Source organism: Actinoplanes utahensis, assembly GCF_016862455.1.
Classification (GTDB): domain Bacteria; phylum Actinomycetota; class Actinomycetes; order Mycobacteriales; family Micromonosporaceae; genus Actinoplanes; species Actinoplanes utahensis.
Window position 1 is genome coordinate 66366 of sequence record NZ_BOMZ01000081.1, and the last position, 14622, is coordinate 80987.

Sequence of the window (14622 nt, forward strand, 5' to 3'; positions counted from 1 at the left end):
TGGCCCGCTGCCGGCAGTCAGGTACAGGTCGGAAGTGTCCGGGAAGGTAGGCCGCTCACCCCGCACCGGCCGGCCGTCCTGGTGCGGGCCGGCCCCGACCTGGTCCTGGCCGACAAGGCCGACACCAGCCGCGGCCACCTGCGTTCCCGCGGGATCAAGGCCTGCATCCCGAACAAGGCCCACCGCAAAGCCGAAGGCTCCAAGGGCGGGCGCCCACCGACGTTCGACAAGGACCTCTACCGGCTCCGCCGAACCGTCGAGGACGGCACCGCCCGCCTCGAACGCCCACCCGGTACGACAAACCGGCCGTCCGGTTCCAAGCCGTGCTGACCATCGTCATCATCCGCGAGTGGCTCTGACCGGCTCATGAAACACGCCTCAACCGCCCGCCGCCGGGTCGCGGACGGTGGAGACCGCGCCGATCGCCTCGGCGCGCTGCACCACGTCGGTGGCGAGCCGTTCACTGAACCCGGCGGCGAACCCGGTGATGGCCGCCAGGCCGAACGCCATCGTCGGCCCGGCCGTGGCGGTCGTCGAGCCGAGGATCCCGGCCACCAGACCGAGGTAGGCGACCACACCGAACGTGGCGCCGACCAGAGGGCGGACGGCGCCCAGGCAGATCAACCGGAGGCGTGACGGGGTGAACGTCAGCGCCACGCCATCCGCCGAGATGCGCTGGAACACGCTGGTGACGGCGCCCAGCGCGCCGAACACCAGCGAGCCGACCAGACCGGCGGGACTGACCACCTCGGGCCACAGGTTCGCGGTCAGCAGACCGAGCACGGTGGCCAGCCCGCACGTGATCAGCGCACCGGCCAGCACACCCTGGAAATAGGTGAACCCGCCCTCCCGCTCGACCAACTTGCTCACGTAGTGCTTGGCCTCAGTGACCTGGTTGCCGGCGGTGCCGGCCAGCGCGTCCGCGTCCGGGCTTCCGGCGGCGGCCTCGTCCGCGGCACGGAGCACGCGGGTCATGGCCGCATAAACGACATCCGTCGCCATCCGCAGGTCGGGCCTCGTCGACGAGCGGCTGCCGAGCGCGGACATCGCCTGCATGGCGAGCGTGCCGCAGGTGGTCTCCATCACGACCAGGTGCGTGTCGGCTCGGTTCAGCACGGTGTGCAGGGCCCGGCTGCCGCCAGGTCCTTCGGTCAGCGCGCAACCGGCTACGCAGTGACGGCAGTAATAGGCGTTGAGCAGCTCTCCCTGCTGCTCGATGAACCGGGCGCGGAGGGCGAGCTCGGCCGCACGCGCCTCCTCCCGGTGGCTGGGGTCATCGGTCGACTGGCGAGCCAGGATGACCTTCGCGAAGGCGATCCGGACGCCGGGCTCCAACTGGTCCCACAGGTCCGGTAGCCGCACCGGTCCTGGCCAGCCGAAATCCGCAGGCTTCACCATCGCCGGAAGTCCCCGTCGTCGTAGCACCTGCTCTCGGCCTCGGGGCCGGAGGGCTCGACGGCGTCGACAGGGTTGCCGGAGTCCCGTTCCTGCTGCTCGGCCTGCGGCTTCTCGGGCTCCGGAACGTTTCGAGGCGATGGTTCGGGATCGACGAACATGGCGGCCTCCAAGCTCCATCATGAAGCGATGACCTGAGCCGACGTTACCGCTGGTGGAACGGCCCGGTCGTGTCGGATCGCCGATACCGCCGGGTGAACCGGCCGGCCCGTGTGCTCGGGGAGGGTGGGACCCGCGAGACTGCCGGGATGTCTGGCCGCACCGCGCTGGGGATCCTCGAATACCTCGGTCACTTCGTGGTCGCCATGATCCGGCACTGGACGGCCCCGCAGGCTTGGCGGCACCCGGCGGGATAGGGTCCACCGGCGTGGGATCGAGGGCCGATATGCTCTCGGCGTGCCGCACGAAGAGGGGCGCCGGCCGGCCGGTGCGCTGGAAGCCGAGGTGCTCCGGGTGCTGGTCGCGGCCGCGGAGCCGCTGACCCCGCGGGACGTGCTGGCCCGGCTGTCGGCGCCGCTGTCGTACAGCACCGTGGTGACGATCCTGACCCGGATGTACGACAAGTCGATGGTGGCCCGCTACAAGGACGGGCGGAGTTTCCGGTACGCCCCGCTCACCGACGAGTCGTCGGTCGCGGCGGAGCGGATGAGCGCCGCCCTCGGCGCCGGAACGGATCGAGCGACGGTGTTGCGGCGGTTCGTGGCGGGCCTGCGGCCGGGCGACGAGGACCTGCTGCGCCGGCTGCTCACCGACGACCAGGGATAGACCCGCCGGGGTCTCAGGACGCGGCGGCCAGCAGCTCACCCAGGTCGATCACGCATTCGGCGGTCCAGACCAGGGCGAACGTGGCGATCGCGGCGGGGATCGCCAGCAGCGGCCGGGGCGCCGGGCGGCGCGGGGTGAGCAGCGACGCGACCCGGCGCGGGACGGTGCCGGCGCGGCTCAGGTCGGTGCGGGACGGGGCGACGCGCAGCCGGCCGGCCCGGTGGGTGTACTCGGAGACGAGCGCGGCCGTGCCGACGGCGTGGGCGACGGTGCGGCGGTCGGCGATCTCGGTGGCGGCGCGTTCGTCGGCGGCGCGCTCGACCAGGTGATCGAACTGGCGCACGAGCAGGCGGAACGCCGGGTGGACGGCGGCCGACAGGTGCACCAGCAGGACCATCAGGTGGTGGCGGGCGTGCAGGTGGGCGCGTTCGTGGGCGAGCAGGGCCGCGAACCGGTGGTCGTCGAGGGCGGCGCGCATGCCGGTGGTGACGACGATCCGGCCGGGGGAGCCGGGGACGGCGAACGCCTCGGCGCGGTCGTCGTCGACGGTGACCACGCCGTCGGTGGCGGTCAGGGCGGTGAACCGGCGGGCGTAGGCGGTGTCCCGGCGGTGGATGCGCACGACATGGACGATCCCGGTCACGGCGGCGGCCAGCAGGACCAGCGACAGCCAGGACGCCCACGGTTCGGCGGCGGTGTCGGCACGCACGTACGCGTCGGAGAGGCCCAGCAGGGCGCCGGTGACCGGCAGCTCGGCGACGGCCTTGAGGGCGAACACACCGAGGGTGAGCAGCACCGCGGCCGCGGTGGCGGCCAGCGACGTGACCAGGAACGCCACCGCTGTCTCGGGCCGCAGCCGGTCGGCGAGAAGGCGGATCGCCAGGGCGATCAGAACTGGGCAGATCAGGATCTCCCAGAGGAAATGGTCGAACATCGCGGACTCCTCGCGGGTGGATCCGCAGTGTCCCACAGGGGGAGGGGGGCCCTGGACAGTCAGGCAAGCCAACCCTAATCTACAGTCTGTAGTAGATAGCTTAGGCAATCCTAATGAAGTGGGGAACATGCTCGCCACCTACCTGATCGGCCTCCGGGAGGGGCTCGAGGCCACCCTGGTGGTCAGCATCCTGGTGGCCTTCCTGGTCAAGGCCGGCCGCACCGACCGGCTGCCGCAGGTCTGGGCCGGTGTCGGCGCCGCCGTCGCGTTGTCGGTCGGGTTCGGATGGCTGCTCAGCTACACCTCCACGACCCTGCTGCGCGACTACGACCAGCGGGAGCTGTTCGAGGCGATCACGTCGATCCTGGCCGTCGTCTTCGTCACCGCGATGATCTTCTGGATGCGCCGGGCGGCCCGGTCGATCGCCGGTGAGCTGCGCGGCAAGCTCGCCGACGCGCTCGCGGTCGGGTCGGTGGCGGTCGCCGGGATGGCGTTCCTCGCGGTCGTCCGGGAGGGCCTGGAGACGTCGCTGATCTTCTACTCGGCGGTCCAGGGCGCGGAGGTCGACGACGGCCCGCTGTGGTCACTGCTGGGCGGCATCCTCACGGCGGTCCTCATCGGTCTCCTGATGTACGCGACCGCGGTCCGCATCGATCTGACGGTCTTCTTCACCGTCACCGGCGTCCTGCTGATCCTGGTCGCCGCCGGGATCCTCAAGTACGGGATCCACGATCTGCAGGAGTCCGGCGTCCTGCCCGGCCTGAACGCCCTGGCCTACGACGTCAGCGGCGTGCTCGACCCGTCCGCCTGGTACACCGCGCTGCTCACCGGCATGTTCAACGTCACGCCGACCGCCAGCGTCGTGGAGACCGTCGCGTGGTGCGCGTACGCCGTACCCGTGCTGGTGCTCTTCCTCACCGACCGCAACCGCAATCGCAACCGCAACACTAGGAGTGACCGTGCGTCCGACGAACCTGCTCGCCCTGCTGACCCTGGGGTCGCTCGCCGCCTGTAGTTCCGGTGGCTCCGGCGCCGAGCAGGCCGCCGGCGGACCGATCGCGGTCAAGGCCACCGACACCGGCTGTGAGGTCGCCAGGACCCAGGTGGATGCCGGGACCAGCGTCTTCGCCATCACCAACGGCGGGCAGAAGGTCACCGAGTTCTACGTGTACGCGCCCGGCGACCGGGTGATGGCCGAGGTGGAGAACATCGCCCCGGGCCTGTCCCGGAACCTGCACGTGGAACTGCCCGCCGGCACCTACGAGACCGCCTGCAAACCCGGCATGACCGGCAAGGGCATCCGCGGGCAGCTGACCGTGTCGGGTTCGGCCGCGCCGCTCACCGACGACGCGGCGCTGCTCGCCGCCACCGACAGCTACTCGCGGTACGTGAAGAGCCAGACCGCCGCCCTGGAGGAGAAGACGGCCGAGTTCGTCGCGGCGGTCAAGGCCGGTGACGTGGCGAAGTCGAAGGCGCTGTTCCCGGTGGCCCGCACCTACTGGGAGCGGATCGAGCCGGTCGCGGAGATCTTCGGCGACCTGGACCCGCGGACCGACGGCCGTGAGGAGGTCACCGAGGAGGGCCTGAAGTTCGGTGGCTTCCACAAGATCGAGCAGGATCTCTGGCAGACCGGTGACATCTCGAAGTCGGGACCGATCGCCGACCAGCTGATGGCCGACGTCAAGGAGGTCGTGACCAAGGCGAACGCCGAGAAGCTGTCCCCGCTGCAGCTGGCCAACGGGGCCAAGGCACTGCTCGACGAGGTCGCCTCCGGCAAGATCACCGGCGAGGAGGACCGCTACTCGCACACCGACCTGTGGGACTTCAACGCCAACATCGACGGCTCGAAGGCCGCCATCGCGTCGCTGCGGCCGGTCCTCGAGGAACGGGACCCGGCACTGGTGAAGACCCTCGACACCGAGTTCGCCAACGTGGACGCGACGCTCGGCAAGCACCGGGCCGGCGACGGCTGGAAGCTGCACACCGACCTGTCGCAGGCCGACCTCAAAGAGCTCACCGACGCGATCAACGCGCTCGCCGAGCCGATCAGCCGGGTGGCGGCGGTCGTCGCCAAGAAGGCATGATCACCCGCCGTCGCGCCCTCGCCCTCGGCGGTGTGGGCGCGGCCGGTCTCGCCGGCGCCGGCGCGGCGCTGATCAGCCGCGGGGGCTCCGAGGCGGTGACGGACGCCGTCGCCTTCACCGGTCCGCACCAGGCCGGGATCGTCACCCCGGCACAGGACCGGCTGCACTTCGTCGCGTTCGACGTGGTCACCAAGGACCGCGAGCGCCTGGTCCGCACCCTGCGGGAGTGGACGGCGGCCGCGGCCCGGATGACCGCCGGGCTCGACGCCGGGGAGATCGGGGCGGTCGACGGGATGCCGGAGGCGCCGCCGGACGACACCGGCGAGGCGATCGGGCTGCCCGCGTCCGCACTGACCCTCACCGTCGGGTTCGGGCCCACCCTGTTCCGGGACGCGACCGGCAAGGACCGGTTCGGGATCGCCGGAAAGCTGCCGGCCGCGCTCGAGCCGCTGCCGAGGTTCACCGGCGACACCCTCGACGAGGCGATCTCCGGCGGCGACATCGCGATCCAGGCCTGCGCCAACGATCCGCAGGTCGCCGTGCACGCGATCCGCAACCTGGCGCGGATCGGGATGGGCACGGTCAGCGTCCGGTGGTCCCAGCTCGGGTTCGGGCGTACGTCGTCGACCGCGACCGGGCAGGCCACCCCGCGCAACCTGTTCGGCTTCAAGGACGGCACCCGCAACCTCAAGGCCGAGCAGGAGGACCTGCTCCGCGAACACCTGTGGGTGCCGGACGGCGACGGCCCGGACTGGATGACCGGCGGCTCCTACCTGGTCACCCGCAAGATCCGGATGCTGATCGAGACGTGGGACCGGTCGTCGCTGGCCGAACAGGAGGCGATCGTCGGCCGGCACAAGGGCACCGGCGCGCCGCTCGGCGCCGCCGGCGAGTTCGACGAGCCGGACCTCACCGCCGTCGGCGCGGACGGGACGGACCTGATCCCGGCCACCGCGCACGTGCGGCTGGCGCATCCGGACACCAACAACGGGGCGCGGATGCTGCGCCGCGGCTACAACTTCGTCGACGGGTCGGACGGGCTGGGGCGCCTGGACGCGGGACTGTTCTTCATCGCGTTCCAGCGCGACCCGCGCACGGGGTTCGTCCCGGTGCAGCGCAGCCTGGCCGCCAGCGACGAGATGAACGAGTACGTCCGGCACGTCTCCAGCGGGCTCTTCGCCTGCCCGCCGGGCGTCACCGGCGGCGGCTGGTGGGGAGACCGGCTGTTCGCGTGAACGCACGGCTGAGGTGATCCCGCACCGGGCCGGCCGGTTCCCCGGCAACGCGCCGGCAGGCAGGGCGCTGCGCCGCTGAAGCCCACCGAGCCGGGCCCGGTCGGGCGGCCGGACACCGCCGGCAGCAGGGCGATCGCCGGCCCGCGCACCTGCGGGCCGGCGCCGCTGTCCACTCGCACCCGGCCCGCGCCGGCCGCCCGGAGGCGTGCCGGCTCAGCGCGCGGCCAGGTGATCCAGCATCGCCCGGTGGGATCGGCGGGTGGCCTTCCTGCCGCTGGTGTAGAGGTAGGGCCACTGCTCGCCGTCGTAGGAGCCCTCGACCATCCCCAGCTCCCGGACCAGCCCGTTGACGAACGCCGCCCCGGTGATCGTCAGGCCGAGCGCGTTCATCACACCCTGATCCTGGCCGAACTGCCCGGCCGTCAGGGCCGCGCCGCCCGTGGCCAGCAGGGTCCCGGTGACGGCCCCGGCACCGTCGAGGTACCCGGCCAGGCCGCGGCGCCTGGACTGCCGGGCCTTCAGCGCCAGGTCTCGCATCAGGGCGTTCTGGTCGATGGTGGACCCGCCCTCGATCAGCGTCTTGAACCCGACCAGCCAGTCGATCAGCGCATCATGGCCCTTCCGGCGGATGAACGGCAGCACCCGATGATCGTCGCGGCACTCGTCGAGACGTTCCAGCACCTCCAGCAGCTGCTCGGCCAGGGCGTCGGTGGGCGCGGAACGCGGCGGGAGGTCCGCGGCGGGTGGCGCGGCGCCGCCGAGACGGGACTCGGTGAGGATCTCCAGGAACCGGCTGTCCGCTCGGCTGAGCAGGAACGGCACATCCGCGGCGGCGTCCCGGACCGCCTGACCGTGGTTGCGGGCGTCACGCAGGATCCGCAGGGTCGCCACCTCGGGATCCATGTTCTCCCGCTGGATGGCCTCGAGGGTGCCGCCCGGGATGCAGTCGGCCACATCCGGCCGGGCCAGCACCCGCTGCCAGAACCCGATCAGGCCGGCATCCCGCGACAGCGTCCTCTCCGCCCAGTCCCGGCCCGGCTCCTCCTCGGCGACGATCACCGTCCGGGCGTTCGGGTCGGCGACGTGCAACTCGTTGATGTAGAGACGGTGGATCTCACCGTCGATCTCGTCGTCCCAGGCGGCCACGGCCCAGGTCTCCGCACGCCGGTTGCGGTAGGACCGGTCCAGCAGCCAGCGCTCCCGGCCCATGATGCGGATCAGGCCCTCCCGCAGCAGCACCAGGAACTCCTCGATCGCGATGCTGCTGTGGGCGCGCAGCATCACACTGGACGGCGCCCACAGGACCAGCGGTCTACTGCCGGCGACGAGCCGGTGCAGGTTGGCGTAACCGGCCTCGCCGTACTCACTGATGTGGCAGAACGTACGGAACACCGACGCCGTCATGTGAGCGGCGCCGGGATGATGTCCGGGTCGTCGATGTCGTAGGCCACCGGCGACAGCGTCGTCAGCGTCAGATCCGCGGCACCGGTGTTCCGGACGGCGTGCGCCACGAACGGCGGAACCATCACCGTGACACTGCCGCGCCCGGTGAACGTCCGGTGCTGAGGCGCACCGCCCGGCTCGCACCAGTGCAGCTCCCACTCGTCGCTGTGCAGTGCCGCGAGGATCTCCCACTTGCGGGCGTGCGCGTGGTTGCCGCGGACCGCTCCCGGCACGACGGTCATCAAGTGGACGTCGGCGACGCCACCGAGTTCGGCCAGCGCCTTCGGGCTCACGGAATGGGCGAGACCGCGCGGGTCGCCGGCTTCCGCTTCGACGGTGATCTCGAAGCCAGGTGTCATCCCTGCACAGTGGCAGCACCAGGCGGGCGTCACAAGGCGGCACCCACCCGCCGGACGGATCTCGGCAGACTGCGGGCATGGAATTCCTGTGCTACCACCGGGATCGGGCGGGGTCGATGGCGTTGCGGGCGGCGCTGGGGGAGCAACACTGGGCCTACATGGACCGGTTCGCGGACCGGCTGATCGCCCGAGGACCCACGTTCGCGGCCGATGGGGAGACGGCCACCGGCAGCCTGCACATCGTCGACCTGCCCGATCCGCCGGCCGCCCGGGCGTTCGCCTTCGAGGAGCCCAACCATCAGGCCGGCGTCTACCGGGACGTTCTGCTACGCCGATGGGCCAACCTGCTGGGCCGTACCATGTGGGACTTCCCCGGCGGCCGTACCGGCGGCAACCGGTACCTGGTGATCGGCCTGGGCGCGGGGGAGGGCGTTGATCTGGTCGTGCCGGCGGATCGTGACGAGCTGATCGCCTACGGGCCGTTGCTGTCCGACGACGCCGCGGCGTGGCTGGGCACGGCCCTGCTGATCCGCGCGCCGAACCCGGACGCCGCACGCGCGGTGCTGACCGTGGACCGGTACGCCGCCGTCGAGGTGCACGACTGGGAGTTCGGCGGTCGGAGACAGCCGCGGCCATGATGGGGTGGTGGCGAATCGGTTGACGTATGCGGACGCGGTTCGGCTGCTCGGCGGGCGGAGCCCGGGGCTGGCCGCGGCCGATCTGGCGCTCGGCGGCGCGCTGCTGACGGGATCCGTGGCGGGTGTGCCGGGAGTGCTGGGGTTGTTCGACGCCAAGGTGGAACTGGTGCGCGTGGGTCACACCCTGCTGACCGGGCTCGACGACCGGGTCCGTGGGCTCGGCAGGCTGGACCGGACCGTCCGGCTTCACGCGGCGCACGCGGTCATCGTGGTCACCGCGTACTTCGAGGAGTTCGATCTCCCTGATGCCGATCTGTCCCGGGACGATCAGCTGCGCCTGGCCGGCGCCGGTGCGGAGGCCGACGGGTGGATCGACGGGCTGCTCGGCGCGCAGCTGCCCACGCCCGCAGCGGACACGCCGTACGAGGTGCTGCTACGGCAGTTGGACGGCTGGTACGCGGACCTGTCGCTGCGGTTCACGGAGTTCCTCACCGGACTCGCGGTGTGGGACTCGCTGCACGACACCGCGCGTACCCGGATCGTGACCACGCTGCGGGACCGGCTGCCGGCTGCCGCGCTCCGGCGGTACCAGATCTTGCACCGCCAGTTGGCCGCCGAGGTCGTCGAGTTCCGGCTGTGGACGCGCGCGCTCGACGATCAGGCGACCCGGGACGGTGTACGGGCGGTGACGCGTGGCCTCCAGGAGCTGGAGTCGCTGCTGAGGAACGACGCCGGCCGGCCGGAACGCCACCGGGCCGCGCTCGCCGCCTGGTACCGCGCCGAACTGGACGAGCCGATCCTGGCCGGGGAGGGCCTGCCGCCCGGCTTGCGGATGCCCACCCTCGGCGAGATCTACATCGACCCCGTCTTCCGGGTACGGCCGGGCGGACCCGGCGACCAGCCGGCCGCCGAGGACTGGTGGAGTGAGACGGAGCCGTGGGACGACCTGCCCGCGTTCCTCGCCGGATACCTGACCGGACCGACCGCGACGACGGCCCCGCTGCTGGTGCTCGGTCAGCCCGGCGCCGGCAAGTCGGCGCTGACCCGGGTGGTCGCCGCCCGGCTGCCGGCCGCCGACTTCGTGCCGGTCCGGGTGCCGCTGCGGGAGGCGCCCGCCGACGCGAGCCTTCAGGACCAGATCGAGTACGCGTTGCGCGCCGCGACCGGGGACGCGATGACCTGGCCCGCGCTGGTCGCCGGCGACGAGGGCGGGGCTCTCCCGGTGCTCCTGCTGGACGGGTTCGACGAGCTGTTGCAGGCCACCGGTGTCAGCCGCTCCGACTTCCTGGAGCAGGCCGCCGCCTTCCAGCGGCGTGAGGCAGTGCAGCGCCGGCCGGTCGCGGTGATCGTCACCAGCCGCAGCGCCGTGGCCGACCGGGCCCGGCTGCCACCGCACAGCACCGTCCTGCGGCTGGAACCGTTCACGCCCGCCCAGGTCGCCCGCTGGCTGGACATCTGGAACCGCGCGAACGCGCCGGCGCTGACGGCACGCGGCCTGACCGCCCTCCCCGCCGCCGTCGCCGACTGGTTCCCGGACCTCGCCGGTCAGCCGTTGCTGCTGCTCATGCTGGCGCTGTACGACGCGGAGGCCAACGACGTCCAGACCATGGCCGGGGAGCAGTTCGACGCCGCCCAGCTGTACGAGCGCCTGCTGCGCAGCTACGCCGAACGGGAGATCCGCAAGAGCGCCGACACGACGACCGAGGTCCTCGTGGAGGCGGAGCTGCAGCGTCTGTCGATCGCCGCGTTCGCGATGTTCAACCGCGGCCGGCAGTGGGTGACCGCCACCGAACTGGACACCGACCTGACCGCGCTGGGCGTCGCTACCGGCCGTCCCGCCGTGGACGGATTCCGGGCGCCGCTGTCCGGCGGCGAGGAGCTGCTCGGGCGGTTCTTCTTCATCCAGAACGCCCAGGCGGTACGCGAGGGCAGACGCCTGCAGACGTACGAGTTCCTGCACGCCACCTTCGGCGAGTTCCTGATCGTCCGGCTCGTCGTACGGATCCTCGAGGTGATGCTCGCCCGCCAGGCCGTGGTCGGCCTGGCCATCCGTCCCGCCGCGGCGGCCGACGACGGCCTGCTGCCGACGTTGCTGAGTTACGCGCCGCTGACCGACCGGGCCGCGGTGCTGCAATTCCTGAAGTCGGTGATGGCCCGGACCGCCGACGTGGACCGTTTCGGCGCGCTGTGCGAACGAGCTTTCCGCGCGGCCGCGGAGACGGCGGAGATCCCGTTGACCGCCTACCGCCCGCGCCAGCTGACCGCCGCCGACCGGCAGGCGATCTGTGCGTTCAATCTGCTCCTGCTGACGCTCGCCGGCGGTCCCGTCACGGCGGGCCGGCTGTTCCCCGGCAGCGACGACCCCGTCAATGTGTGGCGCTGCTGGATGGAACGCTGGCAGGCCACCGCCGGCGACGACAGCTGGGGTACGTTCGTCAACGTCGTCACCTCGGCCCGCGGCTGGGCCGCGGACCGGCGCGAACTCACGTTGCGCATGCACGACGGCCCGCATGCCCCACCGGTCCCGGGTCCGGTGGACGCGTTCTGGACCCATGGCATGGTCCCGGGCAGCCCGGGGCGCGGCTACCTGGGATTCCGGTTCGGCGACGAGCAGGACGTCCGCCGGACGTACGGCCTGCGCTGCCATCCCATGGACGATGTGGTGATGCATGCGGTCGAGCCCATCCTGGACGCGGTCGGCCCCGCCCTGTGCGCCTTCGGGCCGATCACCGCCGAGGACTGCCCGTCCGTCGCACACATGCTGGCCGCCACCTGGCTCGCGACCGCTGACTCCCTGGCCGCGACCTACCAGCGTGCCGTGTACGTGATCACCCGAAGCTGGGCGCCCGCGGATCGGGAGCCGTCACCCGGGTACGGGGCCGCGGCCGCCGAAGCGACGCTCGTGTTCCTGCGGTTGCTCAGTCGTGACGCCGGCCGCCTGCCGCCGGGCGACGTCGCCGACTGGATCCGCGACATCCGGCTGTCGCAGTACACGAGGACCGAGCATCATCCGTGGATCCTGGACGTCCTGATCACGGCCGCGCTGGCTGATCCGTCGGTGATCGACATCGACCTGGACCTCCGCGAGCTCTGCCGCACCATGCGGAGGATCCCGCGGTGGGACGGGACGCTCGCGATCCGGGTCTGGACCGGATTCCATCTGCTCCACATGGATCGCGAGGCCGAGCAACTCTTCGGTGACCGTGAGACCTTCCTCGCCGACCCGGTCGTGGCCGACGCCCTCCGCCGGGATCCCCGGCTCGCGTTGCAGGTCGGAGCGCTCATCCGATGAGGCGCGGAGACCTCGTCCAGGGCGGCCTGCTCGTCGCCGGCCAGGGTGAGGGTTGCGGAGGCGATCAGGGCGGGGAGCTGGCCGATCGCACCGCCACCGGAAACGGGGCGGGTACGTGGCAGAGTTCCTCGGTGGATCATGACCTGACGCCGGCCGCGCGAGCCGTCCTGGAGCACCTGCGCCGCCATTTCCCGGGGCGGGAGGTCGGGGTCCTGCCGCCGGCTCCGGGCCCGGTCCGCAACGTGGTGCCGGATCTGCACATCCTCACCCTCAACCTGCCGGATCACGGAGCCCTGTACGTCACCGCGGGCGTGTGGGACGCGACCCGCCGGGACGGGCACGGACTGGAGTTCGTCCTGTACGTGCCGACCGCCGAACACGAACTGCATGTCGAGACCCTGACGATGGTCGCCTATCACCACGCCGGCGGCGGCGACTTCGTCCTCGACCACGGGCACACCGTCGCGATCGGCCGGCCGTGGATCCCCGGCTCGGCCTGCGATCACCTGCTGGTCAGCGAGCCGTACCCGTGGGGGCCCGAACTCGAGGTGTGCGACCTGCCGAACGGGCACGCCCGGATCCTGTGGCTGCTCCCGATCACCAAGGCCGAGAAACAGTACCGCCACGCTCACGACCTGGAAGCCCTCGAGCAACTCCTCGAGGACGCCGGGATCCTGCCCACCGACCCCTACCGCCCCTCCGTGGTGGGCTGACCCCGGCGCCGCCCGGGAGGCGATGGTCGGTGTGTCAGGCGGTCAGGAGCCGCAGGTCGCGGGCCACCTCGGACAGCACGATCGGCGGGAGGTCGGTGAAGGGTGCCTCGGTGCCGTCGCGCCGCCACACCCGGACGGCCGTGAGGCGGTGTGGGTCGTGCACGCTCCACTCGATGTCGACGCTCAGGCCGCCGGGCCAGTCGCGACGGACGCCGGGGTTGATGCCCGGCGGCCACCACCCGCGCGCGGTGAGCGAACGCACCGCCCGCGTCTCGGCCGGCCGGCCGGTGAACGACTCCGGCCGGGCCTCCGCGGGACCGAAGAACTCCCGACCCACCTGCGGGAACGGCTGGATCACGGCGTAGTCGGCGAACAGTGCCGCCCAGGTCGCCTGATCGGCGGCGAAGTGCCACGGATGGGCGACCCCGACCGTCGCCTCCGGGTCGAGGTCCCACGGTTTGTCGTCGATGTCGGCGAACGAACGGTCCTCGGCCACCCGGAACAGCCCGCCGTCGCTCCACCACAGCAGCCGGTGGGTGAGCTGCCACATCACCGGATGATCGACGAACAGCTCCCGGAACTCGCCGGCGCTCCACCGGCGACCGTCGACCATCGCCTCCTCCAGGGCCCGGGCACGCTCCTCGGCGATCGTCCTCAGCTCCCTTCGCAAGGCGGGGAACGTGGTGGCCGTGCCGGGTGGCCGGGCGAGACGTCTGCCGTGCTCGTCGGCGACCCACGGCTGGAGCCGCTCGTCGAGGCCGACGGTGAGCCGGCGGCCGCCGGCGTCGAGGGCCGCCCGGCCGTCCCGGTCGAAGCCCAGGCGGGGCACGTGCCGGTCGGCGAGCTGGTCGAGGGTGAGCCCGCGGGCCGTGGCCAGGGCGTCGGCGCGTTTGCCGGCGAGCCGACGGAACCGGGCGGTCCGGGCCTTGCGGGTGAGCCGGAGAAGGTGGGTGACGGCGAGGTCGGTGCCGATGGTGGCGAGCGCCTCCAGACCCAGGCGCACCCGTGCGGCGTCGCCGTTGGCCCAGGTCTGCAACTCGGCGGTCAGCGCCACGACGGTGGTGTCGTCGCCGAGCGCCGCGAGCGCTGTCATCGCGAACCTGTCCGATGCCGGGAACTCCGCGGCCGCCCACTGCTGGAAGATCGCCCACGCGAACCCCGCGAGGCTCTCCGGCGTGCAGAGCCCACGGACCTCGGCGATGGTGTGATGCGCCTTGCCTGGCCGGGACACGGCGATCAGCCCGCACAACCGCTCCACGGCCTCCGCCGACAGCACCGCCTGCCCGTCACACAGCGTCACCGGTGGCAGAGGTGGGAGGGCCAGCCACTCGGGCAGCTCACGAGCCGGCAGCAGCCTGCCGCTGGGCCGTCTCGGAGGCCCGGCCAGCACTTCAGGAAGCATCGACGTCTCCCGCGCTCGATCCGTGCGCCGAAGACTAGACCAGAGGTACGACAGAAACGGGGCGGGCGACCGAATCCTCGGTCACCCGCCCCGGTGGAAGCCTGTTACTACCGCAGCGGCTCCGTGGCGACGCCGAACTCCGTGGTCGGCTGCGTCGACGAGCTCTTCTTCGCGACCACCGACGGCGACGGCGAGGAGCTCGACGAGGTCGAGGTCGACTTCGCGGGCGAGGTGGTCGAGGACGTCGAGGTCGACTTCGCGGGCGAGGTGGTCGAGGACGTCGAGGTCGACTTCGCAGGCGA

General features: G+C 72.0%; 13 protein-coding genes and 1 pseudogene. 8 read left to right on the forward strand and 6 right to left on the reverse strand.

Annotated elements, in window-relative coordinates:
- Positions 1 to 84: 84 nt before the first annotated feature.
- Positions 85 to 359: pseudogene (locus tag Aut01nite_RS44910) on the forward strand (IS5 family transposase); the annotation flags it as partial.
- 19 nt (positions 360 to 378) lie between these two features.
- On the opposite strand, the gene Aut01nite_RS28060 reads toward Aut01nite_RS44910, so the two are convergent.
- Together Aut01nite_RS28060 and Aut01nite_RS28065 are read right to left on the reverse strand one after the other, a co-directional pair.
- Positions 379 to 1398: a hypothetical protein gene (locus Aut01nite_RS28060; protein WP_161790601.1), complete on the reverse strand. Its 1020-nt coding sequence runs from the start codon at positions 1396 to 1398 to the stop codon at positions 379 to 381.
- On the reverse strand, positions 1392 to 1556 hold the full coding sequence (locus tag Aut01nite_RS28065) for a hypothetical protein (protein ID WP_161790602.1): 165 nt from the start codon (positions 1554 to 1556) through the stop codon (positions 1392 to 1394). The genes Aut01nite_RS28060 and Aut01nite_RS28065 overlap by 7 nt, the downstream gene beginning before the upstream one ends.
- A 295-nt stretch (positions 1557 to 1851) precedes the next feature.
- Between Aut01nite_RS28065 and Aut01nite_RS28070 the strand changes: the two genes are divergently transcribed.
- Positions 1852 to 2220, forward strand: coding sequence for a BlaI/MecI/CopY family transcriptional regulator (locus Aut01nite_RS28070; RefSeq protein WP_043524012.1), 369 nt, complete (start codon positions 1852 to 1854; stop codon positions 2218 to 2220).
- A gap of 13 nt (positions 2221 to 2233) precedes the next feature.
- On the opposite strand, the gene Aut01nite_RS28075 is transcribed toward Aut01nite_RS28070, so the two are convergent.
- Positions 2234 to 3154: a M56 family metallopeptidase gene (locus Aut01nite_RS28075; RefSeq protein ID WP_043524013.1), complete on the reverse strand. Its 921-nt coding sequence runs from the start codon at positions 3152 to 3154 to the stop codon at positions 2234 to 2236.
- 127 nt (positions 3155 to 3281) lie between these two features.
- On the opposite strand from Aut01nite_RS28075, the gene efeU reads away from it, so the two are divergent.
- The 3 genes from efeU to efeB are packed head-to-tail and all read left to right on the forward strand — an operon-like array spanning position 3282 to position 6473.
- A complete protein-coding gene (gene efeU / locus Aut01nite_RS28080; protein WP_052163487.1) occupies positions 3282 to 4169 on the forward strand; it encodes an iron uptake transporter permease EfeU in 888 nt (295 codons plus the stop codon).
- Positions 4114 to 5238: an iron uptake system protein EfeO gene (gene efeO, locus Aut01nite_RS28085; protein WP_043524147.1), complete on the forward strand. Its 1125-nt coding sequence runs from the start codon at positions 4114 to 4116 to the stop codon at positions 5236 to 5238. Before efeU ends, efeO begins: the two co-directional genes overlap by 56 nt.
- The gene (gene efeB, locus Aut01nite_RS28090) at positions 5235 to 6473 is read left to right on the forward strand and encodes an iron uptake transporter deferrochelatase/peroxidase subunit (protein ID WP_043524014.1); all 1239 of its coding nucleotides are present in this window, start codon (positions 5235 to 5237) and stop codon (positions 6471 to 6473) included. The genes efeO and efeB overlap by 4 nt, the downstream gene beginning before the upstream one ends.
- A 213-nt stretch (positions 6474 to 6686) precedes the next feature.
- On the opposite strand, the gene Aut01nite_RS28095 is transcribed toward efeB, so the two are convergent.
- Entirely contained in the window at positions 6687 to 7865 is a 1179-nt protein-coding gene (locus Aut01nite_RS28095) for a hypothetical protein (protein ID WP_152628599.1), read from the reverse strand.
- 8 nt (positions 7866 to 7873) lie between these two features.
- Entirely contained in the window at positions 7874 to 8275 is a 402-nt protein-coding gene (locus Aut01nite_RS28100) for a polysaccharide biosynthesis C-terminal domain-containing protein (protein WP_043524016.1), read from the reverse strand.
- 77 nt (positions 8276 to 8352) lie between these two features.
- On the opposite strand from Aut01nite_RS28100, the gene Aut01nite_RS28105 reads away from it, so the two are divergent.
- The 3 genes from Aut01nite_RS28105 to Aut01nite_RS28115 are packed head-to-tail and all read left to right on the forward strand — an operon-like array spanning position 8353 to position 12918.
- Positions 8353 to 8913: a YciI family protein gene (locus tag Aut01nite_RS28105; RefSeq protein WP_043524017.1), complete on the forward strand. Its 561-nt coding sequence runs from the start codon at positions 8353 to 8355 to the stop codon at positions 8911 to 8913.
- Positions 8914 to 8920: 7 nt separating this feature from the next.
- Complete coding sequence (locus Aut01nite_RS28110; RefSeq protein ID WP_152628600.1) at positions 8921 to 12205, forward strand: NACHT domain-containing protein; 3285 nt, start codon at positions 8921 to 8923, stop codon at positions 12203 to 12205.
- The gene (locus Aut01nite_RS28115; RefSeq protein WP_083998710.1) at positions 12202 to 12918 is read left to right on the forward strand and encodes a suppressor of fused domain protein; all 717 of its coding nucleotides are present in this window, start codon (positions 12202 to 12204) and stop codon (positions 12916 to 12918) included. Before Aut01nite_RS28110 ends, Aut01nite_RS28115 begins: the two co-directional genes overlap by 4 nt.
- A gap of 34 nt (positions 12919 to 12952) precedes the next feature.
- Here Aut01nite_RS28115 and Aut01nite_RS28120 read toward each other — a convergent pair whose 3' ends face one another.
- Positions 12953 to 14320, reverse strand: coding sequence for a DUF4132 domain-containing protein (locus Aut01nite_RS28120; protein WP_083998712.1), 1368 nt, complete (start codon positions 14318 to 14320; stop codon positions 12953 to 12955).
- Positions 14321 to 14622 lie beyond the last annotated feature (302 nt).